The sequence below is a fragment of the Acinetobacter sp. LF10 genome (genome assembly GCF_048585715.1).
In the GTDB taxonomy this organism is placed as follows: domain Bacteria; phylum Pseudomonadota; class Gammaproteobacteria; order Pseudomonadales; family Moraxellaceae; genus Acinetobacter.
Genome location: NZ_CP184160.1, coordinates 1,829,532 through 1,846,071 on the forward strand (window position 1 = coordinate 1,829,532; position 16,540 = coordinate 1,846,071).

Here is a 16,540-nt window from a genome sequence, read left to right on the forward strand (position 1 = left end):
TCTTATAGATTTACTTACAATCATCACAAGACTTGCACCGATATTCAACTCAATAGAGAATACACCATAATTTTTAAGTTGCTGGTCTATTTGACATGTCTGAATCCTTAGCGGTACTCGGCGGTATTACCGCAGAACAATTCCTGAATGAATATTGGCAAAAAAAACCACTGTTAGTTCGCAATGCAATGCCTGAAATTATGGGTTTATTAGAACCTGAGGATGTCAAAGAACTTGCGCTAGAAGAAGATGTCAGTGCTCGCTTGATTCGTCAAAAAAATAAAAATCCAAATGAATGGCATGTAAAATCATCACCACTCACTAAAGGTGATTTCCAAAAGTTACCGAATCTTTGGACGATCCTAGTTCAAGCGGTGGACCATTATTCTTTTGATATTGCTGAGCTCTGGAAAAAATTTCCATTTATCCCTCAATGGCGCCGCGATGACATCATGGTCTCTTATGCACCTAAAGGTGGCTCTGTTGGTAAGCACTTCGATTTCTATGATGTATTCCTTGTACAAGGGCATGGTCATCGCCGTTGGCAACTCGGTCAAATGTGTGATGAATCAACAGAGTTTGTTGCAGATCAACCATTAAAACTCCTTTCTCAAATCAATGTAGATTTTGATGAGGTACTTGCACCTGGCGATCTATTGTATGTACCACCTGGTCTTGCTCATTATGGCGTTGCCGAGGATGATTGTTTAACTTTCTCATTTGGCTTCCGTATGCCAAATTTAGCTGAAATGACAGATCGACTCAGTGAACAATTCGCAAAAAACTCAGTCTTAACAAATCCTCTCGCGGATATTACTCGTATAAAAACAAATGCTATTGGAGAGATAAATAATTCCGAGTTTTCTTATCTCAAGACTCAATTACTTGATTATCTTACCCAAGCACCAGAATTTGATGCGGCGATCATGGCATACATGAGTGAGTCTAAATATCCCAATAGTATTCCTGAGCCAGAAGAAATTGTGGTAGATGATTTACTTGAAGTTATCAATGGCGGCTATCAAGTTATTCTGGAACCTGCATCAAGATTGCTCTATAGACAACAAAATCAATTATTAGACTTTTGGGCAAATGGGGAAAATATCTGTATTTCTCAATCTTTCCAAGCACAACTGAAACAAATTGCAGATGGTGCAAGCTTAGCATTTGATGAAGAATTTAATCATACGGATATTTTAGAAGATATCGTATTGTTACTGAATCAAGCAGTTATTATGTTGCTACCACCTCATTAAGCCTGATACATCCTCTAATTAAAGTAGAAGTAGTTTCGACTATTTCTACTTTTATAATTTGACATAAAAAATTAAAAATTTGTTATAATGATTACATTTTAAGTATTGAAAAATATAATATTTTTCATAAACTCACTAATAACAACTTAAAACATAAATTATATCTAAATTATTCTTTACTATAACGGAGAATCAATATGTTTAAAAAAACACTATTTTGTTCATTGATCGCATCTTCATTCGTACTTCAAACAGCCCAAGCTTGTACTCGAGCAGTTTATCTAGGCAATGACAATCACATCATTACAGCACGATCAATGGATTGGAAAGTAGATGTCGGAACTAACCTATGAATCATGCCGAGTGGTGTAAATCGCGATAGTAATGCAGGTCCTAAATCACTTAAATGGAAATCGAAATATGGCAGTGTCATCGCTTCAGGCTATGATATATCAAGCACGGATGGCATGAATGAAGCTGGTCTAATGGCAAATGTGTTATGGCTAGTTGAATCAGAATATCCAAATGCAAAACAATCAAATAAGCCACAATTAAGTATTTCTGCTTGGGCACAATATGTGCTTGATAACTATGCAACTGTGTCGGAAGCAGTGACAGCCTTAGAAAAAGAACCATTTATACTAATTACAGACAGTGTTCCTGATGAACAAAGGCTAGCAACACTTCATTTATCAATTTCAGACAAAACTGGTGATAGTGCAATCATTGAATACATTAATGGAAAACAAGTCATCCATCATAATAAGAAATATCAGGTGATGACCAACTCCCCTACCTTCGATCAACAATTGGCTTTAAATACCTACTGGAAGCAAATTGGTGGCACTGTAATGCTACCAGGAACGAATAGAGCATCCGATAGATTTGCCCGAGCATCATTTTATATCAACGCTATCCCTAAAAATGATAATTCAAAAGAAGCGATTGCCTCTGTCTTTAGTGTTATACGTAATGCATCGGTTCCTTTTGGCTTAAATACAGAGGAAGAGCCCAATATTTCTTCAACACGTTGGCGGACAGTTGCAGATCACAAACAACTACTCTACTTTTTTGAATCTGCTGTATCTCCTAATGTTTTCTGGGTGGACTTAAAGAAAATTAACTTTAAAGATGGTGTCACGCGTAAATTAGATCTTGGTAAAGACCAACAAAATACTTTTGCTGGCGATGCGACTGATCAATTTAAAATTGCAAAACCATTTGAATTTCTTGGTCCAGAGTTACATCATTAACACCTGAATAGAAATAAACTCGAGAAGTTAAATATGAAAAAAGTACTTGTTTGTCTTAGCCTGTGTATCGCAATAAGTGGTTGTAGTAACCTAACAAATCCAACATCAGATGCTACAAATATAAGTCAACTCGCAACAGCAGGTTCATTAAGTTGCAAGGCAAATGAACTTTGTCCAAATGTTGTCGTGGAATGGGATAAGCAGCAAAAAGATCGCCTACAAATTGATGTGGCATTGAGTAGTACTTATGAATATTATGACATTACAGGTATGACATTCAGCGTTGATAATAAATTATTCAGTTATGAACCTGTTGGAAAAACCCAGCAGAAATACATCAATCGTCTCATTCCTAAACACTCATCAAATACTTTTGTTATCCCGAGTTTATTTCTTAATGAACTTAGAAATGCAAAAAATGTCGATTTAATGATCCAAACCAATAAAGGCACAATTAAACGCCCTGTATATACACCTACTCAACAATCAACGCTTTATCAAAATTTTGTGCGTTTAATTGAAACTTTAGCAAGAAGCTAATTTTTAATAAAATATATAAAAGTCAGTTATTTATCTTAAAAATTTAATAACTGACTTTTATTATTCAATTATCATAATTTTAAATAAATGTGAATTAGTTTAAATTCATATTATAGAGTTATAAATCACATTACAATTACTCTGTTTTATTTAGATTAGTTTAATTAATTCATATATTTGACTAAAAAATAACTAATAAACTGTAAATTTAAGAATCAATTAAATAAATAATGTTATTTTTTTCTATGATATTTCTTTAATACCATGTAAAATTCGTGCCAAAATTGCATGATGGAATGCAAATAATGCTCAGCTCATATTAGTAGAGAGCGAATTCGAGGTTTGTATGTCAAAAAAAGAAGATATTATTAACACAGCATTAAAACTTTTTAACTCGCATAGCTACAATTCGATTGGGGTTGATCGAATTATTAGTGAGTCAGGCGTTGCAAAAATGACATTCTATAAATATTTCCCATCGAAGGAAAAGCTTATTGAGGAATGTTTACTTCAACGTAATATTAACCTTCAAACCTCATTGAATGAAACATTAGCTCAATGTGATCAATCAAATTATTTAGAGCAAATTGAATCGATATTCAAATGGTACAATGCTTGGTTCCAAAGCGAAGACTTTAACGGCTGTATGTTCCAAAAAGCACTTGAAGAAGTGATTAAAATTTACCCTTCAACCCTTGAACCTGCGATACAATATAAAATATGGCTAACAGCCTTGATCCAAAACTTACTGACTAATTTAGATATTCGAAGCCCGACACACTTGGCTACATTAATCGTAAGTATTTTAGATGGAATGACCATCCAAGCGCATGTAAATAAAAACTCTGTTGAAATGAGTGAGTATTGGACTCGCGTAGAACATTTAATTAATTTTGAAAAGCAAATGGCATCATAAAATTCTCAGAAAACTGAGTGAAAAAAATAATATGAAATTGAAAATATAAAAAATAAAGCGTGATTTATAGTTATTATTGTGGCTCACGCTTGCGTCTGAGTTGTAAAAAGAATAATAAAAATATTACCCTCTGGCGGTCGTACAAATTGCACATCCCGATCCTTCTTATGAAGACAGATCTTTCTGTCTTGTTTTTCATTATATACGCTTTTCCTACAAGCACAAAGAAAATTTTTAAAATTTTTATATTTATTAATTAAATTAATTACATAATTTTATTGTTTAGAAAATTTTAACAATTACTAATGTTTCTAACATTGCTAAAAATATCTAAACTACCAAATTTTAAAGCCTAATAGTTATGAATGAAAAATATAAGTTTCACTGATATAGATATTCACAAAAAACCATTGTATTTTTCAAGTTTTAATACATTTTTATGTTTTTCTCACCTTATACTAAGTTCGGCTTGAATGTAGTGAGAAAAGTATGCAAAAGGATATAGAGATCAACGTGATGAGAGAGTCTGCAAGCTCTATTGTCAATGTACTTAAGTCTTTGGCAAACACAGATCGCTTAATTATTTTATGTCATTTAGCCAAACAAGAATTAAATGTGTCTCAAATTGAAGAAGCTACCCATATCTTACAACCTACCCTGTCACAGCAGCTTATGATGTTAAGAAAAAGTAATGTAGTTTCTACACGTCGGGATGGAAAGCAAATCTTTTATTCAATTAGTGACCCTAAGTTACAGGTTGTTTTAACAACGCTTTATGAAAATTATTGTCCTAATATCTAAATTTTACTAAAGAAAGATTATTAGAGAATTATTGAAATTCTTAATTCTCTAAAAAAGCTTAAATTTTAAGTTCTCTTTCGCCTTTTGCTCGAAATTCTGTTGAAAATATTCCGTTTGATACAGCGGTTCTGTCTGATAAAAATGTGCTAGAATTTGTTTTCTTTTAATCAAATAAATATCTGGATCTACCCAAGCATATTCCTGCTGAATCTGCTGTTCATATTCCGCAAAACGCTCTGGCGAAGCCGCTAGAATCGCTAAGTCAATATCCAGTAAAAATTGTAAATCCAACTCATCAGTCAATGCGTGCTTATGTGTGGCAAGAATCCATCGCTTTATCTTTTGAACGATATCAATTGATAGATCTTGAATCAAATACTGCTCAAATAATTCAGCACTTTTTAACTCATTATCTTTTACTTGCGGATCATAAACCGCATCATGAAACCAAAGTGCTAACTCAACTGCATGTGCATCAATTAAATCAGCTTGAATCGATTTAAGCAGGACCAAACATTCATACAAATGTTGCAGTGTATGATAAGCCCGCTGCTTTTCACTATAAGCAGCAATCAACTTATTAAAAACTTTCTGCGGTTCAGAAAAACAATAATGCTGATGCAGCTCAAACCATGATTTTTCTAATGTGGATAAATACTGCTGCATTGCTCATCCTCATTGGATTTCTTTATTCAGCCACTTCGCCAAGGATTCAGCATCTTTACGTTCTAGAAAGAGCTGATACAAAATGCAGGAACCAAACTCGTGTTTCAGTTCCTGTTGGCGTACAGGGTGATTACCAAATCGAAAACGTCTAGTTCCATCACGATCTAAAGGCAGCGCATATACCCCGTAACTCCGAGGTTCTGTCAAATACCCTTTGATTCGAACTTGATCAGACGATATAGCATTTTTTAATAAATGTTCTTTGGTTAACATCTCACCCTGCCTAGGGCAAAACTAAGCTGCGTGTTGTTCATCTCGCTTAAAGACCAATTCTTTATTCGATGAACTTTCAGCATCAAAGTAATACCCTTCACTATCAAATGCTTTTAATTGTTCTACTTGGCTTAATTTATTTTCAATCAAGTATCTCGCCATCAGACCACGCGCTTTTTTCGCATAGAAACTAATAACTTTATATTTTCCGTTCTTCTGATCCAAGAAAACAGGTTTGATAATTTCTGCCTGAATTTTCTTTTCATTCACAGATTTATAATATTCTTCAGAAGCTAAATTTACCAATACTTTTGCATCAATTTCAGCTAAATCTTGGTTAATTTGGTCAGTGATAATACTGCCCCAGAATTCATATAGATTATGACCACGCTTATTTTTTAGTTTAGTTCCCATTTCCAAACGGTAAGGCATCATCAAATCCAACGGACGCAATAAACCATACAGACCAGACAGCATACGTAAATGCTGTTGGGCAAAATCAATCTCTTGGTCTTTTAGATGATAAGCATCTAAACCCGTATACACATCACCTTTAAATGCAAACAAGGCTTGACGTGCATTGGAAAAATCAAAATCTGCATTCCAGTCACGGAAACGCTCTACATTTAAATTGGCAATTTTCTCACTCACGGTCATCAACGATGCAATTTCACTCGCAGAAAGCTTGCGACACACATCTATCAATTGTTGTGATTGCTCTAATAAACGAGGCTGTGTATATGTATCAGTCGGTAAAGCAGTTTCATAATCTAGTGTTTTAGCAGGAGAAATTAAAGCAAGCATAATCAATCAAAATAAATTTATCTTGGTGAAACTATAACAGTTGATAATTTTTAATTCCAATTCGTGTTCTCGTTCAGTTTTATCGGTAAAATAGTGGATTCTTCCATTATTCATTGCGTATCTTATGTCTGAGCAAATCTTCATCCAAGGTCCTGTTGGTCAAATTGAAATGTTTGTTGATCAACCCAAAGGTGAACTCATAGGCTTTGCTGTCGTCTGCCATCCACATCCTTTGCAAGGTGGTACACCGCATCATAAAGTCCCTGTTTTACTGGCTCAGATTTTTAATGAAATGGGATGTGTGGTATACCGCCCTAGCTTCCGTGGTTTAGCTGGCAGTGAAGGTACTCACGACCAAGGGCATGGCGAAACTGAGGATATTATGGCCGTGATTGAATATGCCCGCGCAAAACATGCAGGACTTACCTTTTATGCAGGCGGTTTCAGTTTTGGTTCTCATGTTCTCGCAAAATGCCAAGCACAACTCAGCGATGAATTACGTCCAAAGCAATTGGTATTATGCGGCTTGCCAACAGGTTCGGTGGTGGATTTACGCCACTACACAACTCCTGCAATTGATGGCGATATCTTATTTGTTCATGGTGAGCAAGATGACATTACCTTGCTTTCAGATATGATTGCTTGGGCAAAGCCACAAAAACACCCGATCACGATTTTGCCAGGTGCCAATCATTTCTTTACGGGTTATCTAAAACAGTTAAGACAAGTAATTACTCGCTTTTTAAAATTATAGACCTAAATATAAAAATAGGAATTTAACAGTGAAAAAGGATTTTTATATCATTAATCTTAAAAAAACACTTTATATTGCTCATGAATTACATAAACGAGGTTTTGAATCTTTATATATTGAACCCTCTATATCTCCTTCTGGTTGTCATTGGAGGTGTTCTTTTTTGAATAGCCATAAAAATGCATCTACCATTATTATTTCTAGCTGGATTCAAAAAAATAGAGATATCCGCAAAACAGAAATCACTCAAGATATTACTGAACTGACTGAGCTATTTATTCAACAACATCAAGAGTTTTTAAATCAATGCAAAAATAAGAATTCTGCCTATATTGAGTGGTATCAAAATATGCTTAATTGTTTAACTATTGAAGAGTTGCCTTATGCCTATTCAGATTTCTACCATGAAAGCAATTATTGGATGACAACAAAAGATCAAAAAATCCCCATTTTCAAATAATAAAATCAAATATTAACCATTGAAAAATATAATAAAACATTCATTCGATTACTAAAAGAAATACTCCTAATACCCCATTTCTGCTATATCAATATCGATAAAATGAGCATTTGGGTTCTTTCATAATGAAATTAAATAAAAAACAGGGACTTTTTTTAAAGCAAACCATTGAACATTGGCAACAACAAGGCACGATTACGCCTGATGTAGCCAATCAGTTAAAGCACAGCTTTTCGATTCGACCTTTCGATTGGGAACGATTAGCAAAATATTCATTCTGGATTTCTATGATTTGCGCCGTGATTGCGGTTGCCGCAATTACCGCAGATAAATTCTTGATGGAATTGATTGAAAAAATCTTTATTGATTCAAAAATTATTCCTTGTCTGATTTTTGCTGCAGTTGCAGCGGCCTTTTATGGTTTTGCCTATCGTCGACGCAGAACCAAACCCTTACATCAATTTAGCAATGAAGCGATTATTTTTGCAGGCGTGCTGTCTACAGCAGCGTCTGTCGCCTATTTCGGCCAAGCAATTGATACCGGCAGTGGGCATTTCTCTTTGTTATTCCTTCTCTCCACCATCATTTATGTAGCACTTGCATTCTGGTTCTCTTCTAAACTGATCTGGGTGTTTTCGCTGCTTTCGCTTGGTTCATGGTTTGGAACTGAAACAGGCTATATGTCTGGTTGGGGTGCCTATTACCTAGGGATGAACTTTCCTTTACGCTTTGTCTTGTTTGGTGGTGTATTGATTGGATTAAGCTTGCTGTTTAAACGCTATGCGCATTTTAGAGGCTTTGCACATTCAACCTATGTCATGGGCCTGCTGTATCTATTTATTGCCTTATGGATTCTTTCAATTTTTGGTAATTATGGTGACTTAGGGAGTTGGTACAGCGTCAAGCAATATGAGCTGTTACATTGGGGCGTGCTATTCGCGTTTATTGCCATCATCGCGATTATCTATGGCTTAAAACATGATGATGCCACTTCACGTGGTTTTGGTATCACCTTCTTATTTATTAACCTCTACACCAAGTATTTTGAGTTCTTTTGGAATGGTATGCATAAAGCCATTTTCTTTATTCTGCTAGCAGCATCTTTCTGGTGGCTTGGTCGGCATGCCGAAAAGCTCTGGAATTTAGAGTTTATACCCAGCCAATCCCAAATAAAGAAAGATCATCCAGCTAAATGATTAGTGAAAGTTACTCCAACTCAAACCAAACCGAGCCAAATATTTTTTGACTCGGTCACTATCATTGGTGGTATTACGCTGTTGGCGTGAAGCAGCAAAAAGCTTTCGTCCAGCATCTGCCATCGACTTGGCATATTCACAAACTTGAAGTACACCACGCAGTTGAATCTGATCAAACTCATCTACTTCTGCAAGTTGTGTTTGATCTAGATACTTCAGTAAAATATCTTGTTCTTTCAGCTCATTTGCAGCAGTCTGAATTGACCAAAGTTGCTTTAAGCGTTGAATCTCTTTTTCTACTGTTTCCGAGCGAATCAACTCGCCACTGGATAATGTCGCTAACCGCGTCACACTAGCAGTTAAATCACGAAAATTGCCTTGCCATGATGCTTCTTTCGACTTGGCAAATTTCAAATACACATCAAGTGCATCACGTTGAAAACGTAATTGCCGTTGATGGTTTGCCGCAAAACGTTGCAATTCGAACTCAATATTAGGGGCAATATCCTCTACACGATCTTTTAAATTCGGTAAAAAGAAAGTCCATGTATTCAAACGCGCCCATAAATCCTCACGGAAACGCCCTGCTTGCACTTCAACTCTTAAATCTCGATTCGTTCCTGCAATCAACTGAAAATCAGCCTGTACTTCCTTATCACTCCCAACTGGGAAGAAAGATTTATCTTCGAGTGCTTTCAGCAACATCGCTTGCTCATCTAGCCCAAGCTCGCCAATCTCATCCAAAAATAAAATGCCCTGATCTGCACTTTTTAATAAACCTGTACGCGAAGCCGCTGCGCCTGTAAATGCACCTTTGATATGACCAAATAAGCTCGACATAGCACTATCACCACGCAAAGTTGCGCAATTCACATCAATAAAACGTCCACTCAAATGAAATTTATTTTTCTTTAACTGAAAAATTTGTTTAGCTAAATGCGATTTTCCAACCCCAGTTGCTCCCATAATCAAAATCGGCGCACTAGAGCGTGTTGCAACCATTTCAACTTCAGTAATCAACTGATTAAAATCATGATTATAAGTTGAAATATTGGCTTTAAGTTGTTGCCAGTTTTGTTGCTGCTCATCCTCAAAACGTTGTTTTAAAACATCATATCGAGATAAATCCAAATCAATAACTCGATATTCGCCCTGTGGTGTTTTTTGTTGATTCGGGGCACTTTGAAGCAGCTTGGCAGGTAAATAATTCGCATCGACCAACAGATACCAACAAATTTGGGCTACGTGCGTTCCTGTCGTAATATGCAGAAGATAATTATTTTTCTCAGTATCAAAGGAGTAGGTTTTTACAAAATCATAAAGTGCGCCATATACCTCAGCAAAATCCCAAGGGTCACGAATACTAATTTTATATCCTGAAACTGTGGTTTGAGGAGAAACTTCGACTGCATCTTCTCGAATAAAATCGACCAAATTACGGTGCTGTCGATCATGCAATAAAACCAGCTCATCCACTATAAAGTCTTCATGCATGAGTAGACTCAGCGTTGGACGCCAACGCTGCCAACGTTCAGGACGTTTTCCTTGATCTAAGGTAGAACCCACAAAGCCAATAACGACAGTTTTTTTTGCATTCGCCATGATTTCTATAATATTTTATAAATGCCTATAATATACAATACGCATTTCAGTGAAAAATTCCAACAATATGCTTCATTTTACTTTTTTAGGCACATCTTCTGGTGTGCCCACATTGACTCGGAATGTTTCGGGATTAGCAATCCGTAACAGCAAGAATAAAGATTGGATATTGGTCGATGCTGGTGAAGGCACTCAACATCGGATTCAACAGGCCAAACTTTCATTACAAAGCTTAGTTGCCATCTGCATTACTCATGTTCATGGTGATCATTGTTATGGGCTCGTCGGTTTATTGGCAAGCGCAGGTATGAATGCACGGACTGCACCCTTAACCATTATTGCACCCAAAGAAATTCAACAATGGATTGAAATAACTGCACAATTGACGGATCTGCATTTACCCTATCCACTGAAATTCATTGATGTGAATGAAGCCACTCAAATACAACGGTTGACTGATGAGCTTTCGATTCAAGCCCACCCACTCAGTCATCGAGTACCGAGTTTTGCCTTTAGTATTATTGCGCAATACACCCAAAAGAAATTAGATACACAGACTTTAAGTCAACTCGGCGTACCAAAAGGCAAAGCTTGGGGTGATTTACAACAAGGCAAAGATATTCAGTTCAATGAAAAACCGTTGAAAGCAAGTGATTTTATTCAAATACAAACGCAGCGCATGCATGCCATTGTTGGTGGTGATAATGATCAGCCTGAATTATTAGCTGATGCCTGTAAAGATGCTCAACTTCTGATTCATGAATCAACATATACCCAAGTGATTTTGGATAAAGTGGGTAAAGGCCCAATGCATAGTTCCGCTAAAATGGTGGCTAAATTTGCGCAACAGCAGAATTTAAGCAATCTCATCCTGACTCATTTTAGCCCTCGTCATCAGGATAATATTGGACAACAAGCGATTGCTGAAGAAGTTCGTGAACTTTATCAAGGCAATTTCTATTTAGCCGATGATTTTGATCAATTTAGTTTAAATGAAACAGGTCAACTCTCAAAAATCGTTGCATCATCATAATTTTTCTTCCTATGTGATCTATCAATGAAAACCGCATATAGATCACATATCTTTTTTAATACTTCCATATCTATTTAGATAGATTTTATTCATAAAAATCTATTCACTTTTTCTCACAACAGAATATTTATTATCTTATTTGCTATAACTATCAGTTACTTAAAAATAAAAACAATTTAAAACAAGAGAATTGGCACACTCTATGCAATAACACAACCAAGATAAAACAATTTAAAATATATGGAGGATGCGTCATGGCAAACCAGACAATTTTTGCCTCTCAGGCAACCAAAAACAAATTAATCAGCAATCAAGCTGGTGGACGTGCTTTTCAATTAGATCATCGTCAAGCTTTGGCACAACTTGCAGCTACAGGCACGCTGAATCATACCTTTTACCAAAATGCGCAAGCACAACTTGAACAAGTCTTAGCACTTACACAAAATATAGATGCAACTTTTATTGCTAAAACGGCAGTCTATACCCGTAAAAACAATCACATGAAAGATATGCCTGTCTTACTGTTGGCAATTTTATCGCAACTTGAGCAAAACTTATTTAAAGCTGTATTCCCATTGGTAATTGATAATGGCAAACAGTTGCGTAACTTTGTACAAATCATGCGTTCAGGTGCGATACAACGCAAATCTTTAGGTAGCTTACCAAAGAAAATGATCAATCAATGGTTAATTAATGCCAGCGACAATCAGTTGCTTTCTGCCAACATTGGTAATCAACCCTCTTTGGCAGATGTGTTAAAAATGACCCATCCAAAGCCTAAAGATGCAAACCAAGATGCTTTCTTTGCCTATATCTTGGGTAAAAAATATGAGCTTGAGCAATTACCTACCAAAGTTCAGGCATTGGAAAAATTCCGTCAAGGTTTAACTCAGGATGCACCTGATTTACCAATGCAGTTGCTGACCAATTTATCGCTTTCAGCACAACAATGGGCAGAGATTGCTAAAAATGGCGGTTGGCAAATGCTCAGAATGAACTTGAATACTTTTGCTCGGCATGGTGTATTTGAGATCGAAGGTATGGACAATGTCATTGCAAATAAATTACAAGATGAGGATATGATTCGTAAAAGTCGAGTTTTGCCTTATCAATTGATGGCAACTTGGGCAGCTTTAGATGATGCAGTACCTCAAATTGTACGACAAGCATTAGAACAAGTGATGCAAGCTGCTTTAGAAAATGTGCCTCGTTTAACAGGTCGTGTGGTGGTTGCCGTGGATGTATCGGGCTCAATGGCAAGCCCAGTGACGGGTTATCGTAAAGGTGCAACTTCAAAATTGCGTTGCGTAGATGTCGCATCATTATTTGCTTGTGCTTTAAAGCAGGTCAATCCTGAGATTGAAATTATGCCGTTTGATACGCAATTGCATTCACTCAACATCGTGGAACATGAATCGGATGTAAGCATATTAGGTCGATTAAAACAGGTTTTCTCTGGCAACAAAACACGCTCTATTTTTGAGGTTGCCAAACAATTTGCTGCACTTGGTGGTGGTGGAACGAATTGCAGCATTCCATTAAAGCGACTTAATCGAGATCAGACAGCTGTCGATTTGATGATTTATTTTTCAGACAATGAATCTTGGGCTGACCAATTACGCACACAAAACAAAACAGGCATGTTATATGAATGGGATATTTTAAAAAAACGCTGCCCTCATGCAAAATTGGTCTGCGTAGATTTACAGCCATATACACATACACAAGTCCCTGAACGAACTGATACCATTAATATCGGTGGTTTTAGCGATGAAGTCTTTCGTTTAATAGATCTGTTTGCACAAGGTAAAATGCACAGCGATCACTGGGTTAATGAAATTGAAAAAATCGAATTACCGACTTGATTCGTCAGGTCAGTAAAGTATGACAAATGCTTTAGGAACTACATCTTTTAAATCTCATGTTTCTAATTTCACTTTGTTGTCATACAATAAAACTGCACAAATGCAGATGGAACTACATCACTATCCTTCCACGATAGCTCAGCGTAAACTGGCTCGATGTTTCATCATTCTTGTTGTGCAGATTTATGATTATCACAAATGCGGATTGGATTACATTACATAGGGCGAATACCCTAGTTCAAAAAATCTAATCACTGACTTGTTGTGATAGTCATAGCCAGTAAAATGCCAATAGGACTACATTTGTTGAGGGTTCAAGTCCCTTCAAATTGATGCAAATCAGTTTGTAGCTCAATTGGATAGAGCCATGTATAAAAGGTCTTATCATTTTTGTTTACTGGTCACAGACCAAATGCTGTTAGGACTACATAAAAGGCTTCAGCGTCAGCAATGACTTGATGGTTCGATTCCATCTTGATCGACTTCGATCAATGGCGGAAAGGAAAACGCACTGAAATGATTGTCTTAATACTCTTTGTTGGTCTGTTTTTTGTGGTACGGCATAAAATGCATTAAGGACTACATTCCTACCATTAATGTGAGTAGCCACTCTCACCTGTATGCAAGTACAGTCGTCTAATTAAGGCAATGGTCTCAAGTCTTTAATTTTTTTGTTTATGTCGCATCATCACAAATGCCAATGGGACTACATGGTGAATGCGTAAGCACGGGGTTCAAATCCCTATTCCTTTTTAGGAAAAGTCTCATCATTTTTGTTGTGATGATTACTTTTAATCTCAATCAAATGCAATAAGCACTACATCGCAATTGGAGCGTCGCTGTATCTATTTATGGATATGGCAGTTAAGCAAAAAAGTGTTTACCCAACTTGTTGATTGAGATTAATTTATTATTTATGGAATAATATCTGGAGATGAAGAGTCGAATATTCCTCGCAATAACCGAAATGGTAAAGTAACGATCCAATAAACAACTTCAACCGTAATATCGATCACATCCACCCAGTCCCACGTATCATTTCTACGATCATGGTTTTCTCGTTTTGGTTTTACCCAATAAGCAAGCAGAAAAAAGACCAAACTTACTGCTAGAAATACAAAGTTAAAACCATCTACTAAAAAACGTATAAGGCATAACACCCCAGTAATAAATAAAAGAATCGTGAGTAAATAACGAAGAATATCCATGAGGCTTGGCAATTTATTTGTCTTTTGTTATGTTTATAACATGCCTTTATACAAAGACATATCCTTACTCTTAATAAAAGACAGGTGTCAGTCTTTAAAACGCAAAATATGTCCATTACAGTCTATCTTCAAGACGATCAAGACATTGATCAAGCCTTACACTTGCTCAATCAAAAACATTACTATCTTGAAGCCACTCGTTGGTACAAAAAACGATATGGCTATTTTGAAAAGCACTCAGTATTAAAGCGTAAGCGAAAAAAGATGAAACTCAACCTTAGTCAAAGAAACCGAGCATTGTATTATTGTTACCATGAACATCCTCAACATACTTTATGGTTAAAAATTAAAAAAAAGCAACAATTCGCTCGAACAGGTAAAAATGCGATGGGCTATTAAATATAATTTAGGATATAAAAATATATATTTTTATATCCAACCTCTTATAAAATTCCATTTCAAAAAATATTGAAATTAAATATATAAATAAATATCAATATCTTAAAATTAATTTCATCTGTTACCAACAAGTTGGCACACTCACTGCAATAGTATATATACACAACATCATTGGGATCTTGTGTATATCATCTGTCTGCAACCGCTTGGCAGGCAGGCTTTGAAAGGAAAGTGAAAATGTCAGTTATTGAAGCAGTTAAGCAACAAGCTCAAATTGAACAAGAGCAACAAAAACGTGCCTATCAAGTTCTACAGAACGAAAAAAGCATGCCTGTAAAAATGTGGACTAATGGCGTAATTGTTGATGACAACTCAAAACAACAACTATTACAAACAGCGCAAATGCCCTTTATCTATAAATGGATGGCAGTGATGCCAGACGTACACTTTGGCTTAGGTGCAACCATTGGAAGCGTGATTCCAACCAAAGGTGCGATTATTCCTGCGGCTGTGGGTGTCGATATTGGTTGTGGAATGATGGCAACCAGAACCAGTTTAACGGCTTCAGATTTACCTGATAATTTACATGGATTAAGAACCGAGCTTGAACGTTTGATTCCACATGGTATGACTAAAACACGTGGTCGCCGTGATCAAGGTTCTTGGGAAACACCACCTGAAATGGTCGATCAAGCATGGGCTGATTTAGTTGCAGATTTTGAGTTAATTTGCGCTAAGCACCCTCGCCTAAAAAATACCAACAATCGCAAGCAACTGGGAACTTTAGGAACAGGAAATCACTTTGTCGAAATCTGTTTGGATGAACATGATCACGTTTGGATTATGTTGCACTCAGGTTCACGCGGTGTTGGTAATGCCATCGGTAATCATTTTATTGAGCTGGCGCGTAAAGATATGCAAAAGCACTTTATTAATTTACCCAACAAAGATTTGGCATATTTAGTTGAAGGAACTGAACATTTTGATGATTATTGGTTTGCTGTCGGTTGGGCACAACGTTTTGCCATGAAAAACCGTGAAATCATGATGCAATCAGCAATTAAAGCTTTAGCAACCATTATTCCAAAGCCGTTTAATGCCAAATTGGAAGCGGTGAATTGCCACCATAATTACGTGGAAAAGGAAGAACATTACGGCGAAGAAGTCATGGTAACACGTAAAGGTGCTGTAAGTGCCAAACTTGGACAATATGGAATTATTCCTGGTTCAATGGGTGCTAAATCTTTCATCGTTCGCGGGCTTGGAAATCAAGAGTCGTTCTGCTCATGTTCGCATGGCGCAGGTCGTGTGATGAGCCGTGCGGAAGCAAAACGTCGCTTTACCGTAGAAGATCAAATTGCGCAGACTGAAGGTGTGGAATGCCGTAAAGATGCTGCTGTGATTGATGAAATCCCATCGGCATATAAACCGATTGAAGATGTAATGAATGCACAAAAAGATTTGGTTGAAGTGGTGTATACCTTACGACAAGTGGTTTGTGTGAAGGGATAATC

At 36.5% G+C, this 16,540-nt stretch carries 18 protein-coding genes; 13 read left to right on the forward strand and 5 right to left on the reverse strand.

Annotated elements, in window-relative coordinates; genetic code table 11:
- Positions 1–95 precede the first annotated feature (95 nt).
- The 6 genes from ACN19N_RS08870 (at position 96) to ACN19N_RS08895 (ending at position 4,766) form a co-directional block, all read left to right on the forward strand.
- A complete protein-coding gene (locus ACN19N_RS08870; RefSeq protein ID WP_269238024.1) occupies positions 96–1,256 on the forward strand; it encodes a cupin domain-containing protein in 1,161 nt (386 codons plus the stop codon).
- Positions 1,257–1,453: 197 nt separating this feature from the next.
- Positions 1,454–1,609: a hypothetical protein gene (locus ACN19N_RS08875; RefSeq protein WP_420001137.1), complete on the forward strand. Its 156-nt coding sequence runs from the start codon at positions 1,454–1,456 to the stop codon at positions 1,607–1,609.
- A 3-nt stretch (positions 1,610–1,612) separates the two neighbouring features.
- Positions 1,613–2,509, forward strand: coding sequence for a linear amide C-N hydrolase (locus tag ACN19N_RS08880; protein ID WP_420001138.1), 897 nt, complete (start codon positions 1,613–1,615; stop codon positions 2,507–2,509).
- A gap of 33 nt (positions 2,510–2,542) precedes the next feature.
- A complete protein-coding gene (locus ACN19N_RS08885) occupies positions 2,543–3,049 on the forward strand; it encodes a hypothetical protein (RefSeq protein WP_420001139.1) in 507 nt (168 codons plus the stop codon).
- A 346-nt stretch (positions 3,050–3,395) separates the two neighbouring features.
- Positions 3,396–3,965 carry a TetR/AcrR family transcriptional regulator gene (locus ACN19N_RS08890; RefSeq protein WP_293743862.1) on the forward strand — a complete coding sequence of 190 codons (570 nt, stop codon included), beginning with the start codon at positions 3,396–3,398 and terminating at the stop codon, positions 3,963–3,965.
- A 489-nt stretch (positions 3,966–4,454) separates the two neighbouring features.
- Positions 4,455–4,766, forward strand: coding sequence for an ArsR/SmtB family transcription factor (locus ACN19N_RS08895; protein ID WP_005215950.1), 312 nt, complete (start codon positions 4,455–4,457; stop codon positions 4,764–4,766).
- A gap of 48 nt (positions 4,767–4,814) precedes the next feature.
- Here the strand turns inward: ACN19N_RS08895 and ACN19N_RS08900 are convergent, their stop codons facing one another.
- Genes ACN19N_RS08900 through yaaA form a run of 3 tightly spaced genes read right to left on the reverse strand, consistent with a single transcriptional unit; the run spans position 4,815 to position 6,509 of the window.
- The gene (locus ACN19N_RS08900) at positions 4,815–5,432 is read right to left on the reverse strand and encodes a metal-dependent hydrolase (RefSeq protein WP_420001140.1); all 618 of its coding nucleotides are present in this window, start codon (positions 5,430–5,432) and stop codon (positions 4,815–4,817) included.
- A 9-nt stretch (positions 5,433–5,441) separates the two neighbouring features.
- Entirely contained in the window at positions 5,442–5,705 is a 264-nt protein-coding gene (locus tag ACN19N_RS08905; protein ID WP_293743866.1) for a hypothetical protein, read from the reverse strand.
- A gap of 21 nt (positions 5,706–5,726) precedes the next feature.
- Complete coding sequence (gene yaaA / locus ACN19N_RS08910; protein WP_420001141.1) at positions 5,727–6,509, reverse strand: peroxide stress protein YaaA; 783 nt, start codon at positions 6,507–6,509, stop codon at positions 5,727–5,729.
- 124 nt (positions 6,510–6,633) lie between these two features.
- On the opposite strand from yaaA, the gene ACN19N_RS08915 reads away from it, so the two are divergent.
- The 3 genes from ACN19N_RS08915 (at position 6,634) to ACN19N_RS08925 (ending at position 8,919) form a co-directional block, all read left to right on the forward strand.
- Positions 6,634–7,263 carry an alpha/beta hydrolase gene (locus ACN19N_RS08915; RefSeq protein WP_420001142.1) on the forward strand — a complete coding sequence of 210 codons (630 nt, stop codon included), beginning with the start codon at positions 6,634–6,636 and terminating at the stop codon, positions 7,261–7,263.
- 28 nt (positions 7,264–7,291) lie between these two features.
- Positions 7,292–7,723, forward strand: coding sequence for a hypothetical protein (locus ACN19N_RS08920; RefSeq protein ID WP_420001143.1), 432 nt, complete (start codon positions 7,292–7,294; stop codon positions 7,721–7,723).
- Positions 7,724–7,848: 125 nt separating this feature from the next.
- The gene (locus ACN19N_RS08925; protein WP_420001144.1) at positions 7,849–8,919 is read left to right on the forward strand and encodes a DUF2157 domain-containing protein; all 1,071 of its coding nucleotides are present in this window, start codon (positions 7,849–7,851) and stop codon (positions 8,917–8,919) included.
- On the opposite strand, the gene rtcR is transcribed toward ACN19N_RS08925, so the two are convergent.
- Positions 8,920–10,521: an RNA repair transcriptional activator RtcR gene (rtcR, locus tag ACN19N_RS08930; RefSeq protein ID WP_420001145.1), complete on the reverse strand. Its 1,602-nt coding sequence runs from the start codon at positions 10,519–10,521 to the stop codon at positions 8,920–8,922.
- Positions 10,522–10,588: 67 nt separating this feature from the next.
- Here rtcR and ACN19N_RS08935 point away from each other — a divergent pair, with 67 nt between their 5' ends.
- Positions 10,589–11,554 carry a ribonuclease Z gene (locus ACN19N_RS08935; protein ID WP_420001146.1) on the forward strand — a complete coding sequence of 322 codons (966 nt, stop codon included), beginning with the start codon at positions 10,589–10,591 and terminating at the stop codon, positions 11,552–11,554.
- Positions 11,555–11,808: 254 nt separating this feature from the next.
- A complete protein-coding gene (locus ACN19N_RS08940) occupies positions 11,809–13,419 on the forward strand; it encodes a TROVE domain-containing protein (RefSeq protein ID WP_420001147.1) in 1,611 nt (536 codons plus the stop codon).
- Positions 13,420–14,333: 914 nt separating this feature from the next.
- Here the strand turns inward: ACN19N_RS08940 and ACN19N_RS08945 are convergent.
- On the reverse strand, positions 14,334–14,627 hold the full coding sequence (locus tag ACN19N_RS08945) for a hypothetical protein (RefSeq protein ID WP_420001148.1): 294 nt from the start codon (positions 14,625–14,627) through the stop codon (positions 14,334–14,336).
- A gap of 108 nt (positions 14,628–14,735) precedes the next feature.
- Here ACN19N_RS08945 and ACN19N_RS08950 point away from each other — a divergent pair, with 108 nt between their 5' ends.
- Positions 14,736–15,026 carry a hypothetical protein gene (locus tag ACN19N_RS08950; protein WP_269238037.1) on the forward strand — a complete coding sequence of 97 codons (291 nt, stop codon included), beginning with the start codon at positions 14,736–14,738 and terminating at the stop codon, positions 15,024–15,026.
- A gap of 237 nt (positions 15,027–15,263) precedes the next feature.
- The gene (locus ACN19N_RS08955) at positions 15,264–16,538 is read left to right on the forward strand and encodes an RtcB family protein (RefSeq protein ID WP_420001149.1); all 1,275 of its coding nucleotides are present in this window, start codon (positions 15,264–15,266) and stop codon (positions 16,536–16,538) included.
- Positions 16,539–16,540: the final 2 nt, after the last annotated feature.

Excerpts from the sequence above, each read along its gene's own strand:
- ACN19N_RS08945 (WP_420001148.1), bottom strand. The coding sequence starts at position 14,627 with ATGGATATTCTTCGTTATTTACTCACGATTCTTTTATTTATTACTGGG.
- ACN19N_RS08900 (WP_420001140.1), bottom strand. The coding sequence starts at position 5,432 with ATGCAGCAGTATTTATCCACATTAGAAAAATCATGGTTTGAGCTGCAT.
- ACN19N_RS08940 (WP_420001147.1), top strand. The coding sequence starts at position 11,809 with ATGGCAAACCAGACAATTTTTGCCTCTCAGGCAACCAAAAACAAATTA.
- ACN19N_RS08915 (WP_420001142.1), top strand. The coding sequence starts at position 6,634 with ATGTCTGAGCAAATCTTCATCCAAGGTCCTGTTGGTCAAATTGAAATG.
- ACN19N_RS08875 (WP_420001137.1), top strand. The coding sequence starts at position 1,454 with ATGTTTAAAAAAACACTATTTTGTTCATTGATCGCATCTTCATTCGTA.
- ACN19N_RS08905 (WP_293743866.1), bottom strand. The coding sequence starts at position 5,705 with ATGTTAACCAAAGAACATTTATTAAAAAATGCTATATCGTCTGATCAA.
- rtcR (WP_420001145.1), bottom strand. The coding sequence starts at position 10,521 with ATGGCGAATGCAAAAAAAACTGTCGTTATTGGCTTTGTGGGTTCTACC.
- ACN19N_RS08870 (WP_269238024.1), top strand. The coding sequence starts at position 96 with ATGTCTGAATCCTTAGCGGTACTCGGCGGTATTACCGCAGAACAATTC.
- yaaA (WP_420001141.1), bottom strand. The coding sequence starts at position 6,509 with ATGCTTGCTTTAATTTCTCCTGCTAAAACACTAGATTATGAAACTGCT.
- ACN19N_RS08895 (WP_005215950.1), top strand. The coding sequence starts at position 4,455 with ATGCAAAAGGATATAGAGATCAACGTGATGAGAGAGTCTGCAAGCTCT.
- ACN19N_RS08890 (WP_293743862.1), top strand. The coding sequence starts at position 3,396 with ATGTCAAAAAAAGAAGATATTATTAACACAGCATTAAAACTTTTTAAC.
- ACN19N_RS08925 (WP_420001144.1), top strand. The coding sequence starts at position 7,849 with ATGAAATTAAATAAAAAACAGGGACTTTTTTTAAAGCAAACCATTGAA.
- ACN19N_RS08885 (WP_420001139.1), top strand. The coding sequence starts at position 2,543 with ATGAAAAAAGTACTTGTTTGTCTTAGCCTGTGTATCGCAATAAGTGGT.
- ACN19N_RS08950 (WP_269238037.1), top strand. The coding sequence starts at position 14,736 with ATGTCCATTACAGTCTATCTTCAAGACGATCAAGACATTGATCAAGCC.
- ACN19N_RS08955 (WP_420001149.1), top strand. The coding sequence starts at position 15,264 with ATGTCAGTTATTGAAGCAGTTAAGCAACAAGCTCAAATTGAACAAGAG.
- ACN19N_RS08935 (WP_420001146.1), top strand. The coding sequence starts at position 10,589 with ATGCTTCATTTTACTTTTTTAGGCACATCTTCTGGTGTGCCCACATTG.
- ACN19N_RS08880 (WP_420001138.1), top strand. The coding sequence starts at position 1,613 with ATGCCGAGTGGTGTAAATCGCGATAGTAATGCAGGTCCTAAATCACTT.